The sequence below is a fragment of the Paenibacillus sp. 2003 genome, assembly GCF_031455635.1.
GTDB classification, from domain to species: domain Bacteria; phylum Bacillota; class Bacilli; order Paenibacillales; family Paenibacillaceae; genus Paenibacillus; species Paenibacillus amylolyticus_B.
This window is the reverse complement of record NZ_JAVDTB010000001.1, coordinates 2,681,290-2,701,719: the sequence shown is the minus strand read 5'-3', so window position 1 is coordinate 2,701,719 and position 20,430 is coordinate 2,681,290. Positions and strand designations below refer to the sequence as shown.

Here is a 20,430-nt window from a genome sequence, read left to right as displayed (position 1 = left end):
TATTCCAACGACTATATAGATTCATGTTTATTTTAACGTAATCCACTCGTCTCTATGAATAACCTCGAGTCTGTGGATGCTAGCGAGTTGTTTCATCACTTCGCCACTGGGAAGTCCGGCAATAAGTCGAAGCTGGTCATCGTCATAATTGACAATACCGCGACCGAGCAAGGTTTCATCCATGCCAATGACCTCTACGACGTCTCCTGCATGGAATGTTCCCAGTACCCGCTTGACCCCTACAGGTAGAAGACTGTGCCCCCCATGGACAAGTGCTTCTTCAGCACCATCATCCACAACGACGGTTCCCAGCGGAGTGGACATGAAGCCAAGCCACTGCTTTTTACGGGATAGCGAAGCGAGTCGTGTCTCAAAGTAAGTTCCTTTGCCCGTGCCATCAACCGCCTTCTGCATATCTCCGGGTTCTTTCACACTTCCCACGAATACAGGTACGCCTCCACGTGTAGCAACCTTGGCTGCATCAACTTTGGATCGCATGCCACCTGTACCAACCGATGATCCTGAACCACCGGCAAAAGCATAGATCTCCGCCGTTATCTCGGGGATGCGGTCGTAACGAACGGCAGATGGATCTTTACGCGGATCTGCGGTGTACAAGCCGTTGGTATCGGTAAGAATGATCAGATGCTGTGCCTTCACCAGGTTTGCAACCAACGCGGACAACAGATCGTTATCACCAAACTTCAATTCGTCCACCGACACCGTATCATTCTCATTAAAAATCGGAATCACTCGCTGTTTAAGCAGCTCTTCTACGGTCATGCCTGCATTACCCATGCGTTTACGACTGTGAAAGTCTGTACGAGTTAACAGAATTTGCGCCGTAGTAACGCGGTGCGCTGCAAAAGCCTGTTGATATGCCTGCATCAGTAATGCCTGCCCAACGGCCGCTGCGGCTTGTTTCTCATGTAGCAGTTTGGGCCGCTGAGGGTAACCGATCTCCCGGAATCCGGCCGCTACCGCTCCTGAGGTGACCAGAAGTACTTCATGGCCCTGATCAGCCAATGCTGCAATTTCTCCGGCAAAAAAAGTGATCGAACTGCGATCCAGACCCCCTTCTTCCGTTGTAAGCGAGCTGCTTCCAATCTTAACTACAATACGTGAAGTCATGGTTTCACTTCCTTAAACATGATTAATAAGTGTTTCTGGAGCTGGCTTTTGCGGGTACAAAAAAAACTCCCGCCCTTTAGTTAAAAAGGACGAAAGTTCGTTACTTCCGCGGTACCACCTTTATTGATGATTAGATCATCCGGCTTCATGCCCTGTAACAGAAGGCACTGTCCTGCACGTAACAGGCCGCTCAGGGGTAGGTTTCAGAGAAGAGCCGCGGTAAATTCTTTCAGCAGGGTGGAATTTACTCTCTGGGCGCGACTGATATTCTCTTACTGGTCCCGTCATCACGTTTCGTTCAATATTTCTTATAACATACCATGGAAACTTGGCATATGCAAAGGGGTTATGGTCCTGTAAATTACTTGAATAAATTCAGCTTGCCAATCCGCTCGACAGCTTCGCGTAATCGGTTTTCATCACTTAACAGTCCCGCGCGCACATAGCCTTCGCCATGCGAACCAAAACCAATACCTGGGGCTACGGCTACCTTGGCTTCCCGCAGTAACAAGTTTGCAAATGAAGCAGAGGTATAACCGGCAGGTACAGGCAACCAGCTGAAGAATGAACCTGCGGGTTTCGAAGCTTGCCAGCCAATCGAGGAAAGAGAGTCATAAAATGCATTGCGACGGGATTCGTAACGTGAAACCAGCGAAGTAACACATTCCTGGGAGCCAGTAAGTGCTTCCGTTGCCGCAGCCTGAATTCCACCGAAAAGACTGACATAGATATGATCCTGAAGCAGATTGATTTTAGAGACAATCTCTGCATTACCGAGCGCGAATCCAACACGCCATCCAGCCATATTGTACGTTTTGGATAACGTATAGAACTCAATGCCCACTTCTTTGGCACCAGGGGCTTGCAGGAAACTTACGGGACGATGTCCGTCGAATCCAATTGCACCGTAAGCAAAGTCGCTGGCAATGACGATTTGATTTTGAATGGCAAATTCAACCGTATCTTCGTAAAACGAAAGGGGTGCCGTTGCTGACGTTGGGTTGTTGGGATAGTTCAGGAACATCAGCTTGGCCTTATCCCGATCTTCGGCTGTAACAGCTTCGTAATCCGGCAGGAATGTATTGGACTCCAGCAAAGGCATAAATGACATGTTTGCTTTGGCGAGTGCAACACCAGACCAGTAATCCGGGTAGCCTGGATCGGGAACGAGAACGGTGTCGCCGGGGTTAAGCAGGACCTGAGGTAACTGAACCAAGCCGGTCTTGCCTCCGAACAGAATGGCTACTTCAGTCTCGGGGTCCAGATCAACGTTGTAATCTTCCTTATAACGTTTGGCGACAGCTTCCTTCAGGAAAGAGTGCCCTCTAAAAGGGGAGTATTTGTGGTAGAGGGGATTCTCAGCCGACTCTTGCAGTGTTTTCACAATATGAGGTGGTGTAGGTGTATCCGGGTTCCCCTGACCCAGATTGATCACGTCATGTCCACTTGCGATTTCACGATTTACATTTTGAACAAGGGTGGCAAAAAATTGCGTTGGCAGCTGTGTCATCACATCAGAAGTCGGTATCTTAAAAGCTGAACGAGCAGTTATATGGTCTGGATGGGTCATTATATTCATCACTCCGGTTATTAAAAATGGCAAATAGTTCTCATTAATTTATCACGCCAATCCCGAGCTGTATAGAGGGAAATCGACTTGAATATACAGTACATAGGAGCAAAGAGCGGAGTATTGTACAAAACTGAAAGTACTCATTTAGTTTTGTCCATTGAGCTAAGAGAAGCCATGTTTTATGATAATATCCGATAATGATAATCAATATCATTAATTCATTTCACAACGCACATGATATAGGGGGAGAAATAGAAATGAAAAAGGGCATTCGAAATACGGCAGTATTATTTACAGTAACGTGGTTATCCATTTTGCTACTAGCTTGTGGAAATCAGGCTGCAACACCTGCTGCTGGCACAGATGAATCCAAAGCAGCCACAGAAACGACAGAGACCACGACTGCAATGGAAGAAACGAATGAAGGCGAGACCCGGATATTCAAAGACTGGACAGGCCATGAAGTAGAGGTTCCTGTAAATCCGAAGCGAGTTATCTATCACGGAGAAGTTACAGGGGATCTGCTCGCGCTTGGTATTGTCCCTGTCGGCATACTTCGTCAAGAGGGAACCGTATTTGATGATCAGGTTGCTCAGGCAGAAGATGTAGGATTTCCGATCAGTGTGGAAAAGGCGTTAGACCTGAATCCCGATCTGATCATTTTCTCCAACAGTGACGAGGGTCAATATGATCAGATCGCGAAGGTTGCACCCACGGTTACATTTGATTCGTTTGGTTTAATAGAAGATCGCATGCGTATCCTTGGCGATTTGTTGAATAAGAAGCAAGAAGCGGAGGACTGGATTACGGCTCATCAAAAAGCGACGGAAGAAATGTGGACGCAACTTCATGAGAACGGATTAAAAGAAGGGGAGACCGCATCGGTATTCACCATGTATCCCGGGAATCGTCTGTTTGTCATGGCGGGTGCAGGATTGCCACAGTTGTTATACGGAAAAGACGGGCTGAAGCCAACCGCGGAAATCCAGAAAGTATTGGATGAAGACATGGGATTTGTAGAGATTTCGACTGAAAAATTATCTGAATTTGCCGGTGATCGGATATTTATTCTGGATCCTGTGACCGACGATGCCAAGCAATCCACCAAAGAATTGCTGGATAGTTCAATCTGGAAGAACCTGCCTGCGGTGAAAGAAGGAAAAGTATACCGCTTTGATATCGCCAAAGCTTCGAGTGATGCCCTTTCCAGGGAGTGGCTGTTACAAGAGCTGCCAAAACAGATGATCCAATAATTGGTGATGAGCTAGTAAGGCACTGGTAATACCTTTGAGTAATGCGGATTTAAAAAGTAAAAGGAGCCTTCAACCTTTCGTTGAGCGCTCTTTTTTGCAGAATAAACTCATATCTGGATTATTGACTATCGCTCGCTTATAATCAGACCATACAGAATGATTGATAATTATTCTCATTTTAGAAAAACGAGGTGAACCGACATGCAGGCTTTGGATGCCGATGGGGGAGCGTTGTTCTTTTCAGCATTCATGTTTCGGCTGGATCGTCTGGTACGACGAATTGAACCACCTGAACAGGTGATGCTGGAAGTTGCTTGCGAGAAACATGCCTTCCTGATCTGCGAAGAAGGGGATGGGCGTTTATATATTGGACATGAACAGTTTCCGTTTACTACGGGATGTGTTTATCCGCTTTCTCCGGGAGAGGGGCACCAGATTGAACATCGTAATAACTTGGAATTGAAATATTTCGTAATGGCTTTTGATGTTATTCATGTGTTGACGGGTGATCCCGAGCTCTTTACCCGCCCTGTATTTGAGCACAGAAACCAATTGAATGGTTATCCCTATGCTCCTTTAAGTGGTCTGCTTGAGCAAATGTATGTCATTCGGAACTATAAAACAGATGCCGAATACAGTCATTTGAATGCACAGTTCCAAAAATGGATGGAGATGATCATTACCCGGTACACTTCTCCAAAGACGGAACAGAGTATGGAAGCAAGACTACACAGTACGATTCAGTATGTGGACGACCATTATGCTGAAGAAATCACTGTACAGAAACTGGCACGTCTTGCGGAGATCAGACCTGTACAATTTACGACTCTTTTCAGACAACTCACGGGTCACAAGCCGCTCGATTATGTGAATCATGTACGCATCAAACATGCCAAGGACTGGCTTCGCAAATCAGATGAACCACTTCGGGATATAGCGAGTCGCGTAGGGTTTAAGGATGAGTATTATTTCAGCAGGCGTTTTCGCCAAATGACCGGATTATCTCCTCGTCAATATGACAGATCGATTCAGCAGCAGACGTTGGTACAAGATTGGTTGGGTCATGATGTGAATATTCCAGTAAACCCGGAGCGAATTATGTATTACGGAGATTCGGCTGGGGATCTGCTGATGCTGGGTATTCAGATATTGGGAGATCAGATCTATGACGCGGTTGCTCCGGTTAATGTGGAAGCGGCTGTTCATATGAAGCCGGATTTAATTATTTTTGATAGCAGCAATGAACAGCAGTATGAACAACTTTACCGGATTGCACCGACGCTTGTTTACAATTCACATGCCACGTTGGAAGAACGAATGCGCAGATTGGGCAGCTGGTTTGGCAGACAACCTCAGGCTGAACAATGGCTAACCTCCTATGAGGAGCGTACTGAGCAGATGTGGGCGAAGATCCATACTGTGATTGAAGAGGGGGAAACGGCTTCCGTATTTACATACCATCGGGGTGCACGATTATTTGTTATGGGCAATATCGGTCTGGCGCCGATGTTATATCATCCGATGGGATTCAGGCCAGTTACCAAAGTGAAGGAAGCACTTGCGGCAGGCAGAGCCTATAAGGAAATTTCGGCTGAAGCGGTACGTCAGTATGCGGGAGATCATGTATTTGTTATGCTGCCTGAGGAAGTCGTGGCAAGACAGGCTACAGAGATGCTGATGAAAAGTCCCAGTTGGCAGGCCCTTCCGGCTGTGCAGAATGGACGGGTATATCCTGTGGAGGAGTCAACATGGAATGTGGGTGATGCGCTCACCAGTGATCGATTGCTGACCCTGCTCCCTGAGCTGTTGTGTGCAAGTTCATAATAAAAACAGGCTTGCAGTCCTCAAGAGGATCAAGCTATGATAGCAGGTATTACGGTTCAGAGGAGTGCTTGTCATGACAGAAAAACAACAGGGAGAAATGCGTGTAGCCCTGATTCAGGGCGATATTCAACTCGGAGACCCTGAGGTCAATCATAAACATATGCAGACGTTGCTTGAGCGTGCGGTAGAACAATATCCGGATCTGGGGCTGGCTGTGTTACCTGAGATGTGGAATACGGGCTACGCTCTGACGCAAATTCATGAACTCGCTGACCCGGAAGGCAAGAAATCTCGGGAATGGTTGTCTGCTTTTGCTCAAAAACATCAAATTTCCATCGTTGGCGGGTCAATCGCTGAGAAACGGGATGGTCAAATATACAATACAATGTATGCTTATAATCGTGAAGGAAAACAGGTCACTCGGTACGACAAATTACATTTGTTCCGTCTGATGGATGAGGAGAAATATTTACAGCCAGGTGCGGAACCTGAAATTTTTGAATTGCAGAACGGTCTTACAGCGGGTGCTTCGATCTGTTACGACATCCGGTTTCCGGAACTTGCCCGCACCCTTGCTCTCAACGGGGCCAAGGCATTGATTGTTCCTGCTGAATGGCCGAACCCTCGTCTCCACCATTGGCGTACGTTGCTTACAGCACGAGCGATTGAGAATCAGATGTATGTGATCGCCTGTAACCGTGTGGGAAAAGGGGGAGACACCGAGTTTTTCGGACATTCTCTCATCATTGATCCGTGGGGTGAGATTGTGGCTGAAGGTGGCGAAGGGGAAGAGATCGTGACTGGAATTATTCGCCCTTCCCTGGTAGATGAGGTTCGCGGGCGTATTCCCGTGTTTGAAGACCGTCGACCTGGCGTTTATTTTGGCGAAAAATAAAAATTGGAATAAAATTCTTTAGATAAAGTGTTTATTCTTCCAGGGCGCGGGTAATGATAACTATCCCGTTACCAAGGAGATGATCAATCAATGGACAACCATGTGAAAGATACGCTCAGGAGACTGGAACAGGATAACACAAGGGAAGATCACTTAAGGGCATTCTTAGAGAATGGAGCAGGAGGGCTATCCCCCCCTGATTCAACTGTTCAGGACGAAGGCCGTGTAATGAATCAGCAAAACAGGCTGACAAGTGATCGTAATTTGCGTAAATAAACCGCCAGACATGAAGTTTTCTTATGTACGTTTCTACGTTAACATTATAAATTAGCATTGTAGCTAAACAACTTAACAAGCAACATTGTACTGTAACCAGTTACTGTGATTGCAATGTAAGAACTCTATCCTGCGGATGCGGGAAACGAGTATATGACAAAGGCTTGGCCCATAAGGGTCAAGCCTTTGTTTTGGTTCAGTATGAATTGTACCTAAAGAAATGTACCTTTACCATAGAGCAATTTCTTAGTTTCCCTTTGACAGTTCGGCCACCGTTTGTTGAAACGTATGGATGAATGCTTCGGCTGCCTTCGAGAGTACTCTTCCTTGACGATAAGCCACAACAAGTGTTCTGCTGGGAGTTGGCTCAGCAAGCGGCACGTACACAGGTACGAATTCACTGCGCGGCGCACGGGCAATAAAGCGTGGAACCAGTGTAATACCCATACCTGTGGCGACCAGCGACTGAACGGTTTCAATATTCGTGCTCTCAAACACAACTTGGGGATCAAAACCAGCCTGCTCACAGAGATCAAATGTAAGTTTGCGGAAACCCTGTCCTTTTTTCAATACAACAAAGGGTTCATCCCGAAGCTCTTCAATTCGCACAGGAAGCGGATGTTCCGGATCTGCCCTGCGTGCCAGAGGGTGATTCGGGGGAACTGCCAGGTCAATCCGTTCTTCGCCAATAGTTACATAAGCCAAGCTTGGTTCTTGTAAAGGAAGAGATAGCAGACTCAGATCAGCTTTGCCGCTTGCTGTCAATTTCTCAAGCGTAAGCCCGGAGTCTTCCAATAAGGTAACCTCAATCTCGGGATAAGCTTGTTGGAAAGCTGGAAGCACGTGTGGGAGCAAGTGTGAACCCGTGATCGGCATGCTGCCCACAACGACTTTACCTTTGCGAAGCTGGGAGATGTCTGACATTTCCTGACGCAATAGCTCCACGGCATCTACGATCTTCTGGGCTTGCTCGACAAACGTAACACCCGCATGGGTTAACTCCACGGTACTTGTATTACGCTGAAACAACAGCACACCCAATTCTTTTTCCAATTTGGATAATTGCTGGCTTAATGAAGGTTGAGCAATATGCAGTTTCTCTGCTGCCCGGGAGAAATTACGTTCGGCCGCAATTTGCAACGTATATTGAAGTTGTCTGAATTCCATCGTCATTGGTCATTCCTTTCGTTATGCCACCATTATATCACTACAGATAAAGAAATCATTAATTTCGCTTAACCGCTTGCACTCCATCAGAAGAGTTGCTATACTAATTTTGAAAACGCTTAATAAGAACCACTTACCCGGGTAAAACAAAATCAACGTTTTCATGTGTACCAGTTTCAAGTGTTAGCACAGAACCATTTCAAATGTTCATATTCTTTTTCGTTCATATAATTGAATAACATTCATCCAACGATGGCGTGTTACTGTTCGGCAGGCAAGACCTAGATTGGGTGGGAAGAGTTTCTCTTTTCCTGCCCTTTTTAGGTCTTTTTTTGTTCCCATCAAGAAACGGAGGTGCACCATGAATCACAAACAATTAGCCCAATCGATTATGGAGCTGGTCGGTGGCAATGATAATATCAACACGTTAATTCATTGCTCTACCAGGCTCAGACTTACCCTGAAGAATCCGGATATGGCGAAGACCCAAGAAATTAAGAGCCTTGATGGTGTTATTGGCGCAGTGAATAGCGGCGGACAATATCAGGTTATTATCGGTAATGACGTCGCGTACGTCTACAATGAACTTGCCAAGATGATGGATACTCGGCAATCAAACGAAATTCAGGAGAAACAAAAAGCGGATTATAGCCCCAAAGGACTGTTTAATACTTTTGCCAGTGTCATTGCAGGCATTTTCCAACCTATTATCCCAGCCATTGCTGCCTCGGGCATGCTTAAGGCACTTTTGCTACTGGCGACCGTGACCGGCCTGATGTCTAAAGAGAGCCAGACATATACCGTTTTGAGTGTCATGTCTGATGCTGCCTTTTACTTTCTTCCGATTCTACTGGCCTATTCCAGTGCAAATAGATTTAAAACGAACCCCTTTGTTGCCGTTCTGTTTGGTGGAATCATGTTACACCCGAATATGATTGGTCTGCTTGGCGGTGAAGATCCGGTGTCCTTTATTGGCATACCTGTTGCATCCGTTCAATATGCGACATCCGTGGTACCGATTATTTTAACGGTCTGGTTCATGTCTTACATTGAAAAGTTCGCGGACAAGATCTCACCAGGACCAGTAAAAATTTTCCTTAAACCTTTGATTGTTATTCTCATTGTTGCTCCAGTTGCCCTGATTGTACTTGGACCTCTAGGGATGTATCTCGGAACGGGAATGTCCAACCTGATCTATTGGATTCAGGATAAGATTGGATGGTTGACCGTTGTCATTATGGCTATACTGATGCCTCTGATTGTCATGTTCGGTATGCATAAAGTATTTTATCCCATTATTTTCGCAGCCTTGGCTTCACCTGGATATGAAACACTGGTGCTGGTCGCGATGCTGGCATCCAATATGGCGCAGGGAGCAGGCGCACTGGCGGTGTCATTCAAAACCAAAGACATCAAGTTGAAACAAGTCGCTTTGTCTGCAGGAATTTCAGGTGTATTCGGTATCACGGAACCTGCTCTCTACGGTGTACATTTAAGGCTCAAGAAAACGCTGTTTGCCTGCATGATCGGCGCCGGAGTCGCTGGGTTGTTCGCAGGTATTGTGAATCTCAAGGCATATGCTGCCGTGGGTCCGGGGATTGCATCTATGCCTATGTTTATCAGTGAAGATCATATGAATATTATCTATGCGATCATTACCATGCTGATCTCTGCTCTTGTCGCGTTTGTCGCTGTATATGTCATTGGATTTCAGGATGTTGTTCCAACAGCAGTGTCAATAGCAGGCAGTCCTACAAACAAAGCGAGAGGCGAATCTGAAATCCAGCCATCCAAAGGGATCAAATCGAAAAAGATCGTTTTTGCTCCACTGGAAGGTAAAGTTCTGCCATTAAGAGAGGTGAAGGACGAGGCCTTCTCGCAAGAAGCCATGGGACAAGGTATGGCCATTCAGCCAAGTGTTGGCAAGGTGTTTGCCCCGTTTGATGGTACCGTTGAGACGGTGTTCCGCACTAAACATTCCATCGGTCTGAGATCGGTAGAAGGTGTAGAAATTCTGATTCATGTCGGATTGGATACGGTGAAACTGAAAGGCCAGCATTTTGATGTAAAAGTGAACGAAGGAGAACAGATCTCTCATGGTCAGCTCCTGATTGAATTTGATCTTGAAGCTATACAAGCCGCAGGTTATGACACCACGACCCCTGTAATTGTGACCAATTCCTCGGATTATCTGGAGGTGCTGGGCAATGAATCTGCGGCGACAACAGGACCGGGGAAACCATTAATTACGGTGTTATAACTCGCTGAAATATGAATGAAAGGCAGGCAGCCTGATATGGAAGTCATAAAAATATTGAATTCGAGCATTGTTCTTGCCAGACGTGGTGAGGATGACAAGGAAATTATTGTGATGGGAAAGGGCATCGGCTACAGGAGCAAACCGGGAGATGTCGTGGGCGAGGATGAGATCGAGAAGATCTATGTCCTTGAAAATGAAATGATCTCTTCGGATCTCACCGCTCTGATGAAGGAAACGCCAAAAGAATATCTGATTCTGGCTGACGAAATCATCTCCCATGCCAAACATACATTGTCCCGCCATCTGAGTGATCATCTCTATGTCGCATTAACGGATCATCTGTATATGGCCATGAAGCGATTCAAGGACAATATGACGATCCAGAACCGAATGTTGTGGGAAGTTAAAAAGTTCTATCCACAGGAGTTCAGCATCGGGTTGCATGGTCTGTCTCTCATTCAAAAACAGCTTGGACTCTCCCTGCCTGAAGAGGAAGCGGCGAATATTGCCTTTCATCTCGTGAATGCGCAGCAGAATGATGACAATATGAATCAGGTCATGATGATGACCAATACCGTCAAGGATGTACTCAATATTATCAAAATTCACTACCAAGTGGAGCTGGATACACACAGCATCAACTATTCACGCTTTTTGACCCATTTGCAGTTTTTCATTCAACGGCTTTTTGAACATAAAACGTTAAACACGCAGGATCATGAGCTCTTTGAGCAGATCGCGAATAAATATCCGCAGGAGGAAGCCTGCGTATTGCTAATCAAGGATTATATTGAAGCACGGTTTGAACATACGATCTCCAATGAAGAGATGATGTATTTGATTATTCATATCAATCGGGTCATGAGTCGCAATTGAGCAAGAATCAAAGAGTTACAGAGATAATCCAAGGAGGAATACACAATGACCAATACAACAAGAACGTTTCCAGAAGATTTTCTATGGGGAGGAGCAATTGCTGCCAATCAGGCAGAAGGAGCGTGGAATGTGGATGGCAAAGGTCTGTCTACAGCCGACATTGCTATCTATCGAAAAGGTGTAGCCAAGAGTGAGTATAAAAAGCATAATGCGATCAATGAAGAACAGATCAAAACTGCGATGGAGTCTACCTCGGACAGAGAATATCCGAAACGCAGAGGTATTGATTTTTACCACCGTTACGAGGAGGATATAGCCCTGTTTGGGGAGATGGGTCTCAAAACGTTGCGCTTATCTATTGCTTGGACCCGAATTTTCCCGAATGGCAACGAAACAGAGCCGAATGAAGCCGGTTTGCAGTTCTATGACCGCGTTATTGATGGCATGCTGAAACAAGGGATTGAACCATTAATTACGTTGTCGCATTATGAGATGCCGATGTATCTGGTGAATCACCATGGTGGATGGACGGATCGGAAAGTCGTCGAGTATTTTGTTCACTTTTGCAAAACCGTGTTCACCCGTTATAGGGACAAAGTGAAGTATTGGATTACATTTAATGAAATTGACAGCATTGTTCGTCATCCGTTTACGAGTGGTGGTATTGTTCCGGAGCGTTTCGAAAATGTGGAGCAGGCTGTATATCAGGGGTTGCACCATCAATTTGTAGCGAGTGCGCTCGCAGTGAAATACTGTCATGAGATCATTCCCGGTTCCCAGATCGGATGTATGCTTACCAAACTGACAACGTACGCTCATACATGTAATCCCGAAGACGTACTTGTTGCTTCCCGGGATAATCAATTTAATCTTATGTTTACGGACGTACAGGTGCGGGGAGCGTATCCATACTTTACGAAGAGATTTTTTGCCGAAAAAGGGATTAACCTGGAAATGCTTGAGGGGGATGAAGAGATTCTGAAAGTACACACTGTGGACTTCATCTCATTCAGTTATTATATGTCCCTGGTATCAAGTGTGGATGGCGACCGATTGGAGCAGGTGAGTGGCAATACAACTGGAGGGGTGAAGAACCCGTATCTGCAAACGAATGATTGGGGCTGGCAGATTGACCCGGTAGGTCTGCGCATTTCACTGAATGAACTGTACAGCCGTTACGAGGTGCCTTTGTTTATCGTTGAGAATGGGATTGGAGCCGTAGATACGATTGAAGCTGATGGTAGCATTCAGGATGATTATCGTATTGATTATTTCCGCTCTCACATTGAACAGATGCATGAGGCGATTCTGGACGGTGTTGAATTGCTGGGCTATACCAGTTGGGGAGTGATTGATCTGATTAGTTATTCTTCTTCAGAGATGGAGAAACGATATGGCTTTATTTATGTAGATCAGGATAATGACGGCAATGGAACACTGGAGAGAAAACGCAAGAAGAGTTTCTATTGGTACAAAGATGTGATTGCGAATAACGGTTTGTAATACAGTAGTAGGACAAGTACTCTCATAGTAGGCGTTGATATGATAATTTTCATTTCATAACAGAAACTAGGAAAGCAGCTCTGGATTCAGGGCTGCTTTTTTATGTTCTAGATAAAAAGCATTGACAGCGAAGAAGCGGGAACGTAGTATAAGACTTATCTGATAATGATAATTGTTATCAATTGAAACCTCTGCGATGAGCAGTGGTTATTTGTCTTTCTCTTACTATAGGTTAAACCTATTACATCTATAGATATTATATCTTGGAACAATGAAGGACAGGGTGATATATTTATGTCATTCAAGAGCTTCACTTTTTAAAGGAAACACGAGGCTCTTCCATGGACCGAACTTATAATGAGGTGAAAATGATGAGTAAAAAAACGATGTTTGAGAAAATTTGGGAAAACCACGTGATTCATCAAGAAGAAGGCAAACCAAGCATTCTGTATATCGATCTGCATCTGGTGCACGAAGTAACTTCTCCACAGGCATTTGAAGGTCTTCGTCTGAGCGGACGTAAAGTTCGTCGCCCTGAACTGACATTTGCGACAATGGACCACAACGTTCCAACGAAAGACCGTTTCAACATTACAGATCCTATCTCCAAACAACAAATTGATACACTTTCGCAAAACTGCCGTGATTTCGGCGTGAAATTGTATGATCTGGACACGATTGATCAAGGCGTTGTACACGTTATGGGACCTGAACTGGGTCTGACTCACCCGGGTAAAACGATTGTATGTGGTGACAGTCATACGTCCACACACGGTGCGTTTGGCGCACTGGCATTCGGAATCGGAACAAGTGAAGTTGAGCACGTTATGGCAACTCAATGTTTGCAACAAGCAAAAGCCAAAACGATGGAAGTTCGTTTTGTCGGCAAACGTAACCCGGGTGTAACCGCGAAGGATATGATCCTCGCAGTCATCGCCAAATACGGTACAGACTTTGCAACAGGTTATGTTATTGAGTACACAGGCGAATCCATCCGTGATTTGAGCATGGAAGAGCGTATGACGGTCTGCAATATGTCCATCGAAGGTGGAGCAAGAGCAGGATTGATTGCTCCGGATGAAACAACATTTGAATATCTGCGTGGACGTGAATACGTACCAGCGGATGCCAAATTCGATGAAGCTGTAGAAGGTTGGAAACAGCTTGTAACCGATGAAGGTGCCGAGTTCGACCATGTGGTTGAAATCGATGTGGAGACATTGATTCCGCAAGTAACTTGGGGAACAAGCCCTGGCATGGGAACCGACATCTCTTCGAAAGTTCCTGTTCCGGCTGAATTGCCTACAGAAAACGAACGCAAAGCGGCTGAAAAAGCGCTTGAATATATGGGGCTTGAACCGGGAACACCAATCGCCGAGATTCCAATTGATTATGTATTTATCGGTTCTTGCACCAATGGTCGGATCGAAGATCTGCGTGCAGCAGCAAAAGTGGCTAAAGGTCACACGGTATCCAGTCAGGTTACAGCAATTGTTGTACCAGGTTCAGGACGAGTTAAAATCCAAGCAGAACAAGAAGGTTTGGATAAAATCTTTACGGAAGCCGGATTTGAATGGCGTGATGCGGGATGCAGCATGTGTCTGGCAATGAACCCGGATGTATTGAAGCCAGGACAACGTTGTGCTTCGACGTCCAACCGTAACTTTGAAGGACGCCAAGGACGCGGAGGACGTACGCACCTGGTATCTCCGGCAATGGCAGCAGCAGCAGCGGTTAAGGGTCACTTTGTGGACGTACGGGACTGGAATTTCAAAACAGAAGCAGCGATCTAATCTATAACAGACAGAAGGGAGAACGTTTAATATGGAAGAATTCAAAACATTACAAGGCATCGTTGCACCGGTAGACCGGGTCAATGTAGATACAGACGCAATCATTCCGAAACAGTTTCTGAAACGGATTGAACGTACCGGATTTGGACAATTTTTATTCTATGAATGGCGTTTTGATGAAGAGGGCAACAATAATGCTTCCTTCGAAATGAACAAACCTCGTTATGAAGGGGCATCCATCCTGATCTCACGTGCGAACTTTGGCTGTGGATCTTCCCGTGAGCATGCGCCATGGGCAATTATGGACTATGGATTCCGTTGTGTGATCGCTCCATCTTTTGCAGACATTTTCTATAATAACTGCTTTAAGAACGGAATCTTGCCAATCAAGTTGTCAGAAGAGCAAGTTGAAGACTTGTTCCAACGTACAGCGACACATGAAGGCTATGAGATGAATGTAAATCTGGAAAACAAAACGATCACCGATGCATACGGACTGCATATCGATTTTGATCTGGATGAGCACCGTCGTCAATTCCTGTTGCAAGGATTGGACGATATCGGTCTGACTCTTCAACATGATGATGAAATCGCTGCTTACGAACAACGCCACGCGGCAAAACTGTTCGGTTAATTACTAAAGTATCGTAAAGAAGAAAGCTTCTGCCTCGCCAAAGGGACCTTGTTCCCATTGGTGAGACAGAAGCTTTTTGTAGTTTCAGAAGCTAAATTAGCTTAATAAGTCAGCTATACATAGAACTCCTGATTCTTCTTGGCCGAATACTTCAACAGATACTATAACAGCCGACTAAATAGAGGAACCTAAAAATCGATTACTGAGGTAACTCCAAATGGTCGTTTTTTGTATTCTGAAAATAGACATAGATATAACAAGCCAAATGCACGAAATTCACAAGTGACCATACCATAAGCCATATGATTGGAGTTGATAGGGTAGTCCAGATGCCAAACCATGGCAGCACACGTCCTCCGCCGATAAATGTAACCAAGGGGAACAGAGACAAGAGAATTAGAACCGGGATCAGTCTACCAACCATGATCATAATCAATTTGCTGATCGTTAGGCGTTGGTTGCTCCGACGTATGCGGAAATAGGCGTATATGCCCCATACAAGCGTAGCGATGATCAGCGCAATCATGATTATTTCCATATTCCGACCGTTCACAAAAGAGGTTTGGGGTTCTCGGCCCCTCATAATATCCGCTATTCCATCAATAAATGCCGAGTAATTCACATAAGCGTTTATACCAGAATTAAACATTATGGCAATGCCCATTTGCTCGTTCAAAGAAACCAGTTCTTCTGACTTGTAGGTCCAGAAAATGCCGCTGTGGGAGATCGTTCGGCCGCTAGACGCATCTTGGTTTGCAAGCCAGCCCATGCCGTACGGACTGATATCTCCTGCTGCATGATATTGTTTCATCAGCATAGGGGAAATGAGGCGGCCATTATATTGGGAAAGCATCCAAAGGGACATGTCCTCTGCGGTTGAAACGATGCCGGCGGGGCCCTCAATGAACCAAAGCGGTTCGGATTGACTTATAGAGCGTCCCAAACTCAGGTAATGTCCTAGCGGGATAGTATTATTCTCATAGAATTGCTGCGTCGTACTGACACTGAAGGTATGGTTCATTCCTAGCGGTTCAAAAATATGTTCTTTCAAGTAATCCGAAAAGCGCTCTCCGCTAACACTTTCCACGAGGTTCGCCAGCAGCACGTAATTAGGATTATGATAGCTGTAGGCCGTTCCGGGGATATGGGCAAGTTGAACCGTGTTTAATAATTGGTTCGCTTCAGCCAACGATTGGAATTGCGGAGTCTTTGTCATATCGGGATTTATCTTGTCATTGAGACCACTCGTCTGATTCAGTAAATGACGGACCGTGATGTCAAGAACGCGGGGATCCTGTGGAGATAGCTCTGGAAAATAGGAAGCGTAAGTAGCATCCAAGTTGATCCGACCCTTGTCCACCAACTGCAGAACGGCCAATGCAGTAAAGGACTTGCTGAGTGAAGCAATGGGAAAAGGGGTGTTGCCCGTAACCTTCTGGCCATCTGCAAATGTCCCATAGCCTTTTGCGTAAAAGACCACATCGTTATTGGCAATCGCCAGTGAAGCAGCCTTAATGTGATTGGCCTTCATGCTCCGATTCATATATTCGTCGATCTCCTGCAGAACTTCTGTCCTGTCTCTGGCTTCATTGGCGGATAAGGGGGTCGCCCACGCGATACATAACAACAAGCAACTAATTGTGATATACAATCTTTTTTTTAGTTTTAGCATGATAACACTCCTCGAATTCAAGATAAGAAGATGTTATCAGATCATTTTCAACTATTTATCAACTTGTGTCCCAATACTTGCCGTCACGCTTCCACCTCCGTTAGGACCGTTTGCAATCTGAAGACTACCTTCATGTTTTTCGCAAAACACCTTGCAAACGTAAAGGCCCAGCCCGCGATGTTCGCTCGCATCCCATACTTCGCCTCGGTAAAAAGGGAGTATAGCCTTACTCAGTGCTTCGTCAGAGAAACCAGGACCGTCCTCGGAAACGGTAATCTTCATAATGCCACCCTGCACGTCATAGTGAACGTTTAATTGACTGGCTGCGTATCTTGCCCCATTAGCCACTATATTCTCGAATATCTGCATGACGAGATAGTGATCTACATGTACTGAGGCATTATCATATTCCACGGAAGAGACGAAACGTATACCGTACTGTTTCGCGATTTGTTCAGCGCTGCCGTCCAGCAAAGCCGTCAATGAGATCGTATCCATCGATTGGAAGTTCAACGGCACATCCTCCAGCCTCTGAATTGAGTTCATGGCCTCTGCATAACTCTCCAGACGCAAGATGTGAAGGTTCATAGTATGGATCAGGTCGAGCACCTTTTCTTCCGACAACTTCTTCTCGGGAAGATAGGTGGCGAGAAGCTCGGCGTTTCCTTTTAACACTGACAGGGGTGTTCTCAGATCATGGGCAAAAATAGCATTGATCTGCTTGCGCTCTTCAACCGAACGCCAAAGTGTCTTAAGGTTTTTTTCCAATTGTGAGCGCATGTTTTCAAATAGCGCGATCAGCTCGCCCATCTCATCCTGGCTGTCATAGGAAATGCGGAAGTTTAGATCGTTGGCCGAAATGTTTTCGGATGCTCGTTTTAATAGCTCCAGCGGACGTTTTAGCTTCCATCTGTAAAATAGAACGGCCATGGTGACAATTCCAGTCGCTACGGTGAGCAGAACCGCCGAGACGAGGGAGGGCAGCACCCAATCCGCATCTCCGAAACGCAGCCGCAGGTTCTCCGCCCAAGCAAACTCCATAGTTATAACGGCCAGCACGGCAACGAGTGTGACCACACACAACAGCATAAAAGAGTGCAGTAAGGACAATCGCTTTAAAAACAGGAGTCTAGTCATGAACTTGGCCATTTGTAGCCTACTCCCCAAACGGTCTCGATTTGATTATCACAGCCGTATTCCTTTAATTTGTAGCGAATTCGCCGGATATGCTCTGCAATCACGTTACTGTCGCCTTGCTCGTCCATGCCCCAAATCTTTTCGTATATGCGTTCCTTTCCAAACACCATATCAGGATGCGTGGACAGCAATTCGACAATATCAAACTCTTTTTTGGGCAGTGAAATTCGCTTATCCAGGTAGTAGAGCTCCCTGGCCGTATAATCAATGACCAATTCATTGTTAAACCTTACCGAAGATTTAGTTTGGATTCGTTGTTCCCTGCGTATATGTGCTTCAACCCTTGCGCCCAACTCGCGAATGCTGAAAGGTTTCAGGATATAGTCATCGCCTCCGGCACGAAAACCTGCTATTTTATCAGCATCTTCGATTCGAGCCGTTAAGAATAAGATGGGGCAAGAGACGTAGTCCCGAATTTTCTCACATAATTGAAGGCCGTTCTGTTCAGGCATGTTGATATCTAACAAAACGATATCGGGTTGTTTTTCCACTTTCCGCAGCGCTTCCCGGCTGTTCTTGGCCGTCATCACGGAATATCCGTTAATTTCAAAATAATCAGTCAGTAGCTTTCGAAGATCTGCTTCATCGTCCACGATCAGTATTTTAGGCATCAAGTCTCAATCTCCTGTAATCAAGTATTTGAACTCAGCATAGCAAAAATGGATGAGGAATGTAATTTCCATATGATTTCGGGAACTAGACGAATGGAGTAAGTAACCTTTTTGCCACTCTGTTTCCGACTAAATATGACAACGTTGTAACCGGATGATCAGACAATATCTGATAAACTGATTAGTAGATTATGGAAGGTTACATATTGTCATTGATGTTACGCTGCAGAGAATCAGGTCGGATGTTCAAAGACAAAAAATGAATGGTGGATGAGGTATGAAAAAATGGTCGGCAGCAGTCGTTTTTCTTCTGTTCCTATGTTTATTCCCAATCATGGCCCATGCAGACACCACTCCCTCGATTGTACTCGACGGTGTAACCATTAACCAGCAGACGGGTGCACCTGCAGAGAATATCGGGAAAACGGTCATGGTTCCAATTCGAATTGTATCCGAGAACCTGGGTTATAAGGTGAAGTGGGAGAAGGAAACTCAGTCAGTCCAGGTTCAAAAAGGAAACAGCATGATCCAAATGACGGCTGGCAAAGATGCAGCTACAGTGAATGGAAACGTGGTGAACTTGGATTCGCCCCCACTGATCAAACAGGGAACTACGCTTGTTCCGTTACGCTTTGTTGGGGAAGGCATGGGTCTGCGTGTTGGCTGGGACAATGGAACCAAGACAGTAAGCCTATTTAGTATTCCTCCTGTAGTTGAAACGGAAGGTGACAGTGACCCCGTCGATGCACCTGTCCCGGATGGTTTGACAGAACTTCAAGGCATCAGCTTCAGCGGAGATCGGTTGATTGTAGCAACAAACGGTAATATTAGCCCCAAAGTATCCAGTATTGGTGGGCCAGACCGAATTATTGTTGATCTGCCTTCAGCGAAATTCTCTCAGGAATTCATTCAGGGACAAGCATCTAATCCGGATGGCAGTGGACAGATTCTCGTTACGGATTCATCAATAGTTTCCAAAGTCCGTTATGCTATGTTCAGTAAATCGCCTTCTACCGTGCGTGTCGTTCTGGATCTGAATCAGACGGCTACAGCCAAATGGTCTGTTGGAGATGACAATGTCTTGCTCGTTGACCTGACAGCCACGAATGGAGAACCGACAAGCCAACCGGCAGTACCTACCAATGATGGTAAAACGATTGTGGTCATTGATCCGGGACATGGTGGTCGTCAATCGGGTGCAGTGAGTTTGTCAGGAGCTTATGAGAAGGATTTCAATCTGGCTGTAGGACTGAAGGTACAGGCAATCCTTCAACAATACCAAAATATTCAAACGGTCATTACACGCCAGGATGATACAGAACTTTCACTTAAACAGCGTGTGGATATTGCTGAATTGAATCAGGCAGATGTTTTTGTGTCCATTCATGGAAACAAATTTACTACACCGGTACCAAACGGCATTGAAACGCTCTACAGTCGTAAAGAAAGCAAGACTTTGGCTGACACTCTTCACAAATATGTGTTGCCGGTAACAGGACTCAAGGATCGTGGGGTTAAAACGGCTAGTCTGCATGTGACGCGTGAAACAACCATGCCTGCTGTGTTACTTGAACTTGGTTTTTTAAGTAACCCTACAGATGAAGCAGTCATGCTCACGGAAGAATACCAGAACAAATGTGCACAGGCGATTGTGGACGGAATTGTTGAATTTTTGGGACTGTAAATTGAATTGTGCGCAAATATGAAGGTTAGGGTAGTACGTTGTTTAGAGATGTATATTTGATAAATAAGGAAAAAAGAAGAC

Annotated in this window: 16 protein-coding genes; 10 read left to right on the top strand and 6 right to left on the bottom strand. The window is 45.5% G+C overall.

All coding sequences use genetic code 11. The features are described 5' to 3' along the window. Positions 1-27: 27 nt before the first annotated feature. Both proB and J2X75_RS11580 read right to left on the bottom strand, forming a co-directional pair. Positions 28-1,131: a glutamate 5-kinase gene (gene proB / locus J2X75_RS11585; RefSeq protein ID WP_047843533.1), complete on the bottom strand. Its 1,104-nt coding sequence runs from the start codon at positions 1,129-1,131 to the stop codon at positions 28-30. Positions 1,132-1,492: 361 nt separating this feature from the next. Then, positions 1,493-2,701 carry a pyridoxal phosphate-dependent aminotransferase gene (locus J2X75_RS11580; RefSeq protein WP_310336524.1) on the bottom strand — a complete coding sequence of 403 codons (1,209 nt, stop codon included), beginning with the start codon at positions 2,699-2,701 and terminating at the stop codon, positions 1,493-1,495. A gap of 260 nt (positions 2,702-2,961) precedes the next feature. On the opposite strand from J2X75_RS11580, the gene J2X75_RS11575 reads away from it, so the two are divergent. The 4 genes from J2X75_RS11575 to J2X75_RS11560 all read left to right on the top strand — a co-directional run bounded on the left by J2X75_RS11575 (position 2,962) and on the right by J2X75_RS11560 (position 6,952). Continuing rightward, positions 2,962-3,957, top strand: a complete 996-nt coding sequence (locus tag J2X75_RS11575) for an ABC transporter substrate-binding protein (RefSeq protein ID WP_310336523.1) — start codon at positions 2,962-2,964, stop codon at positions 3,955-3,957. 201 nt (positions 3,958-4,158) lie between these two features. Then, the gene (locus J2X75_RS11570) at positions 4,159-5,781 is read left to right on the top strand and encodes an AraC family transcriptional regulator (RefSeq protein ID WP_310336522.1); all 1,623 of its coding nucleotides are present in this window, start codon (positions 4,159-4,161) and stop codon (positions 5,779-5,781) included. A gap of 73 nt (positions 5,782-5,854) precedes the next feature. After that, positions 5,855-6,676, top strand: coding sequence for a carbon-nitrogen family hydrolase (locus J2X75_RS11565; RefSeq protein WP_310336520.1), 822 nt, complete (start codon positions 5,855-5,857; stop codon positions 6,674-6,676). Between the two features lie 90 nt (positions 6,677-6,766). Beyond that, entirely contained in the window at positions 6,767-6,952 is a 186-nt protein-coding gene (locus J2X75_RS11560) for a hypothetical protein (RefSeq protein ID WP_017687767.1), read from the top strand. 246 nt (positions 6,953-7,198) lie between these two features. On the opposite strand, the gene J2X75_RS11555 is transcribed toward J2X75_RS11560, so the two are convergent. Next, positions 7,199-8,119, bottom strand: a complete 921-nt coding sequence (locus tag J2X75_RS11555; protein WP_091018273.1) for a LysR family transcriptional regulator — start codon at positions 8,117-8,119, stop codon at positions 7,199-7,201. Positions 8,120-8,480: 361 nt separating this feature from the next. Between J2X75_RS11555 and J2X75_RS11550 the strand changes: the two genes are divergently transcribed. From J2X75_RS11550 to leuD, 5 genes are all read left to right on the top strand, one after another. Next, positions 8,481-10,379: a beta-glucoside-specific PTS transporter subunit IIABC gene (locus tag J2X75_RS11550; protein ID WP_091017962.1), complete on the top strand. Its 1,899-nt coding sequence runs from the start codon at positions 8,481-8,483 to the stop codon at positions 10,377-10,379. A gap of 36 nt (positions 10,380-10,415) precedes the next feature. Continuing rightward, positions 10,416-11,255, top strand: coding sequence for a BglG family transcription antiterminator LicT (gene licT / locus J2X75_RS11545; RefSeq protein WP_210108586.1), 840 nt, complete (start codon positions 10,416-10,418; stop codon positions 11,253-11,255). 45 nt (positions 11,256-11,300) lie between these two features. Next, positions 11,301-12,758, top strand: coding sequence for a glycoside hydrolase family 1 protein (locus J2X75_RS11540; protein WP_310336515.1), 1,458 nt, complete (start codon positions 11,301-11,303; stop codon positions 12,756-12,758). 371 nt (positions 12,759-13,129) lie between these two features. Then, a complete protein-coding gene (gene leuC / locus J2X75_RS11535) occupies positions 13,130-14,551 on the top strand; it encodes a 3-isopropylmalate dehydratase large subunit (RefSeq protein WP_310336766.1) in 1,422 nt (473 codons plus the stop codon). Positions 14,552-14,582: 31 nt separating this feature from the next. After that, complete coding sequence (gene leuD / locus J2X75_RS11530; RefSeq protein WP_091028995.1) at positions 14,583-15,185, top strand: 3-isopropylmalate dehydratase small subunit; 603 nt, start codon at positions 14,583-14,585, stop codon at positions 15,183-15,185. 199 nt (positions 15,186-15,384) lie between these two features. Here leuD and J2X75_RS11525 read toward each other — a convergent pair whose 3' ends face one another. The 3 genes from J2X75_RS11525 to J2X75_RS11515 all read right to left on the bottom strand — a co-directional run bounded on the left by J2X75_RS11525 (position 15,385) and on the right by J2X75_RS11515 (position 18,665). Continuing rightward, entirely contained in the window at positions 15,385-16,728 is a 1,344-nt protein-coding gene (locus J2X75_RS11525) for a serine hydrolase domain-containing protein (protein WP_310336512.1), read from the bottom strand. Positions 16,729-16,908: 180 nt separating this feature from the next. Beyond that, entirely contained in the window at positions 16,909-18,006 is a 1,098-nt protein-coding gene (locus J2X75_RS11520; protein WP_310336511.1) for a HAMP domain-containing sensor histidine kinase, read from the bottom strand. Next, entirely contained in the window at positions 17,991-18,665 is a 675-nt protein-coding gene (locus tag J2X75_RS11515; protein WP_310336510.1) for a response regulator transcription factor, read from the bottom strand. The genes J2X75_RS11520 and J2X75_RS11515 overlap by 16 nt, the downstream gene beginning before the upstream one ends. A 277-nt stretch (positions 18,666-18,942) precedes the next feature. Between J2X75_RS11515 and J2X75_RS11510 the strand changes: the two genes are divergently transcribed. Next, complete coding sequence (locus J2X75_RS11510; protein ID WP_310336509.1) at positions 18,943-20,349, top strand: N-acetylmuramoyl-L-alanine amidase family protein; 1,407 nt, start codon at positions 18,943-18,945, stop codon at positions 20,347-20,349. The last annotated feature ends 81 nt before the right edge of the window (positions 20,350-20,430 follow it).

Excerpts from the sequence above, each read along its gene's own strand:
- proB (WP_047843533.1), bottom strand. The coding sequence starts at position 1,131 with ATGACTTCACGTATTGTAGTTAAGATTGGAAGCAGCTCGCTTACAACG.
- J2X75_RS11580 (WP_310336524.1), bottom strand. The coding sequence starts at position 2,701 with ATGACCCATCCAGACCATATAACTGCTCGTTCAGCTTTTAAGATACCG.
- J2X75_RS11575 (WP_310336523.1), top strand. The coding sequence starts at position 2,962 with ATGAAAAAGGGCATTCGAAATACGGCAGTATTATTTACAGTAACGTGG.
- J2X75_RS11570 (WP_310336522.1), top strand. The coding sequence starts at position 4,159 with ATGCAGGCTTTGGATGCCGATGGGGGAGCGTTGTTCTTTTCAGCATTC.
- J2X75_RS11565 (WP_310336520.1), top strand. The coding sequence starts at position 5,855 with ATGACAGAAAAACAACAGGGAGAAATGCGTGTAGCCCTGATTCAGGGC.
- J2X75_RS11560 (WP_017687767.1), top strand. The coding sequence starts at position 6,767 with ATGGACAACCATGTGAAAGATACGCTCAGGAGACTGGAACAGGATAAC.
- J2X75_RS11555 (WP_091018273.1), bottom strand. The coding sequence starts at position 8,119 with ATGGAATTCAGACAACTTCAATATACGTTGCAAATTGCGGCCGAACGT.
- J2X75_RS11550 (WP_091017962.1), top strand. The coding sequence starts at position 8,481 with ATGAATCACAAACAATTAGCCCAATCGATTATGGAGCTGGTCGGTGGC.
- licT (WP_210108586.1), top strand. The coding sequence starts at position 10,416 with ATGGAAGTCATAAAAATATTGAATTCGAGCATTGTTCTTGCCAGACGT.
- J2X75_RS11540 (WP_310336515.1), top strand. The coding sequence starts at position 11,301 with ATGACCAATACAACAAGAACGTTTCCAGAAGATTTTCTATGGGGAGGA.
- leuC (WP_310336766.1), top strand. The coding sequence starts at position 13,130 with ATGAGTAAAAAAACGATGTTTGAGAAAATTTGGGAAAACCACGTGATT.
- leuD (WP_091028995.1), top strand. The coding sequence starts at position 14,583 with ATGGAAGAATTCAAAACATTACAAGGCATCGTTGCACCGGTAGACCGG.
- J2X75_RS11525 (WP_310336512.1), bottom strand. The coding sequence starts at position 16,728 with ATGAATCGGAGCATGAAGGCCAATCACATTAAGGCTGCTTCACTGGCG.
- J2X75_RS11520 (WP_310336511.1), bottom strand. The coding sequence starts at position 18,006 with ATGGCCAAGTTCATGACTAGACTCCTGTTTTTAAAGCGATTGTCCTTA.
- J2X75_RS11515 (WP_310336510.1), bottom strand. The coding sequence starts at position 18,665 with ATGCCTAAAATACTGATCGTGGACGATGAAGCAGATCTTCGAAAGCTA.
- J2X75_RS11510 (WP_310336509.1), top strand. The coding sequence starts at position 18,943 with ATGAAAAAATGGTCGGCAGCAGTCGTTTTTCTTCTGTTCCTATGTTTA.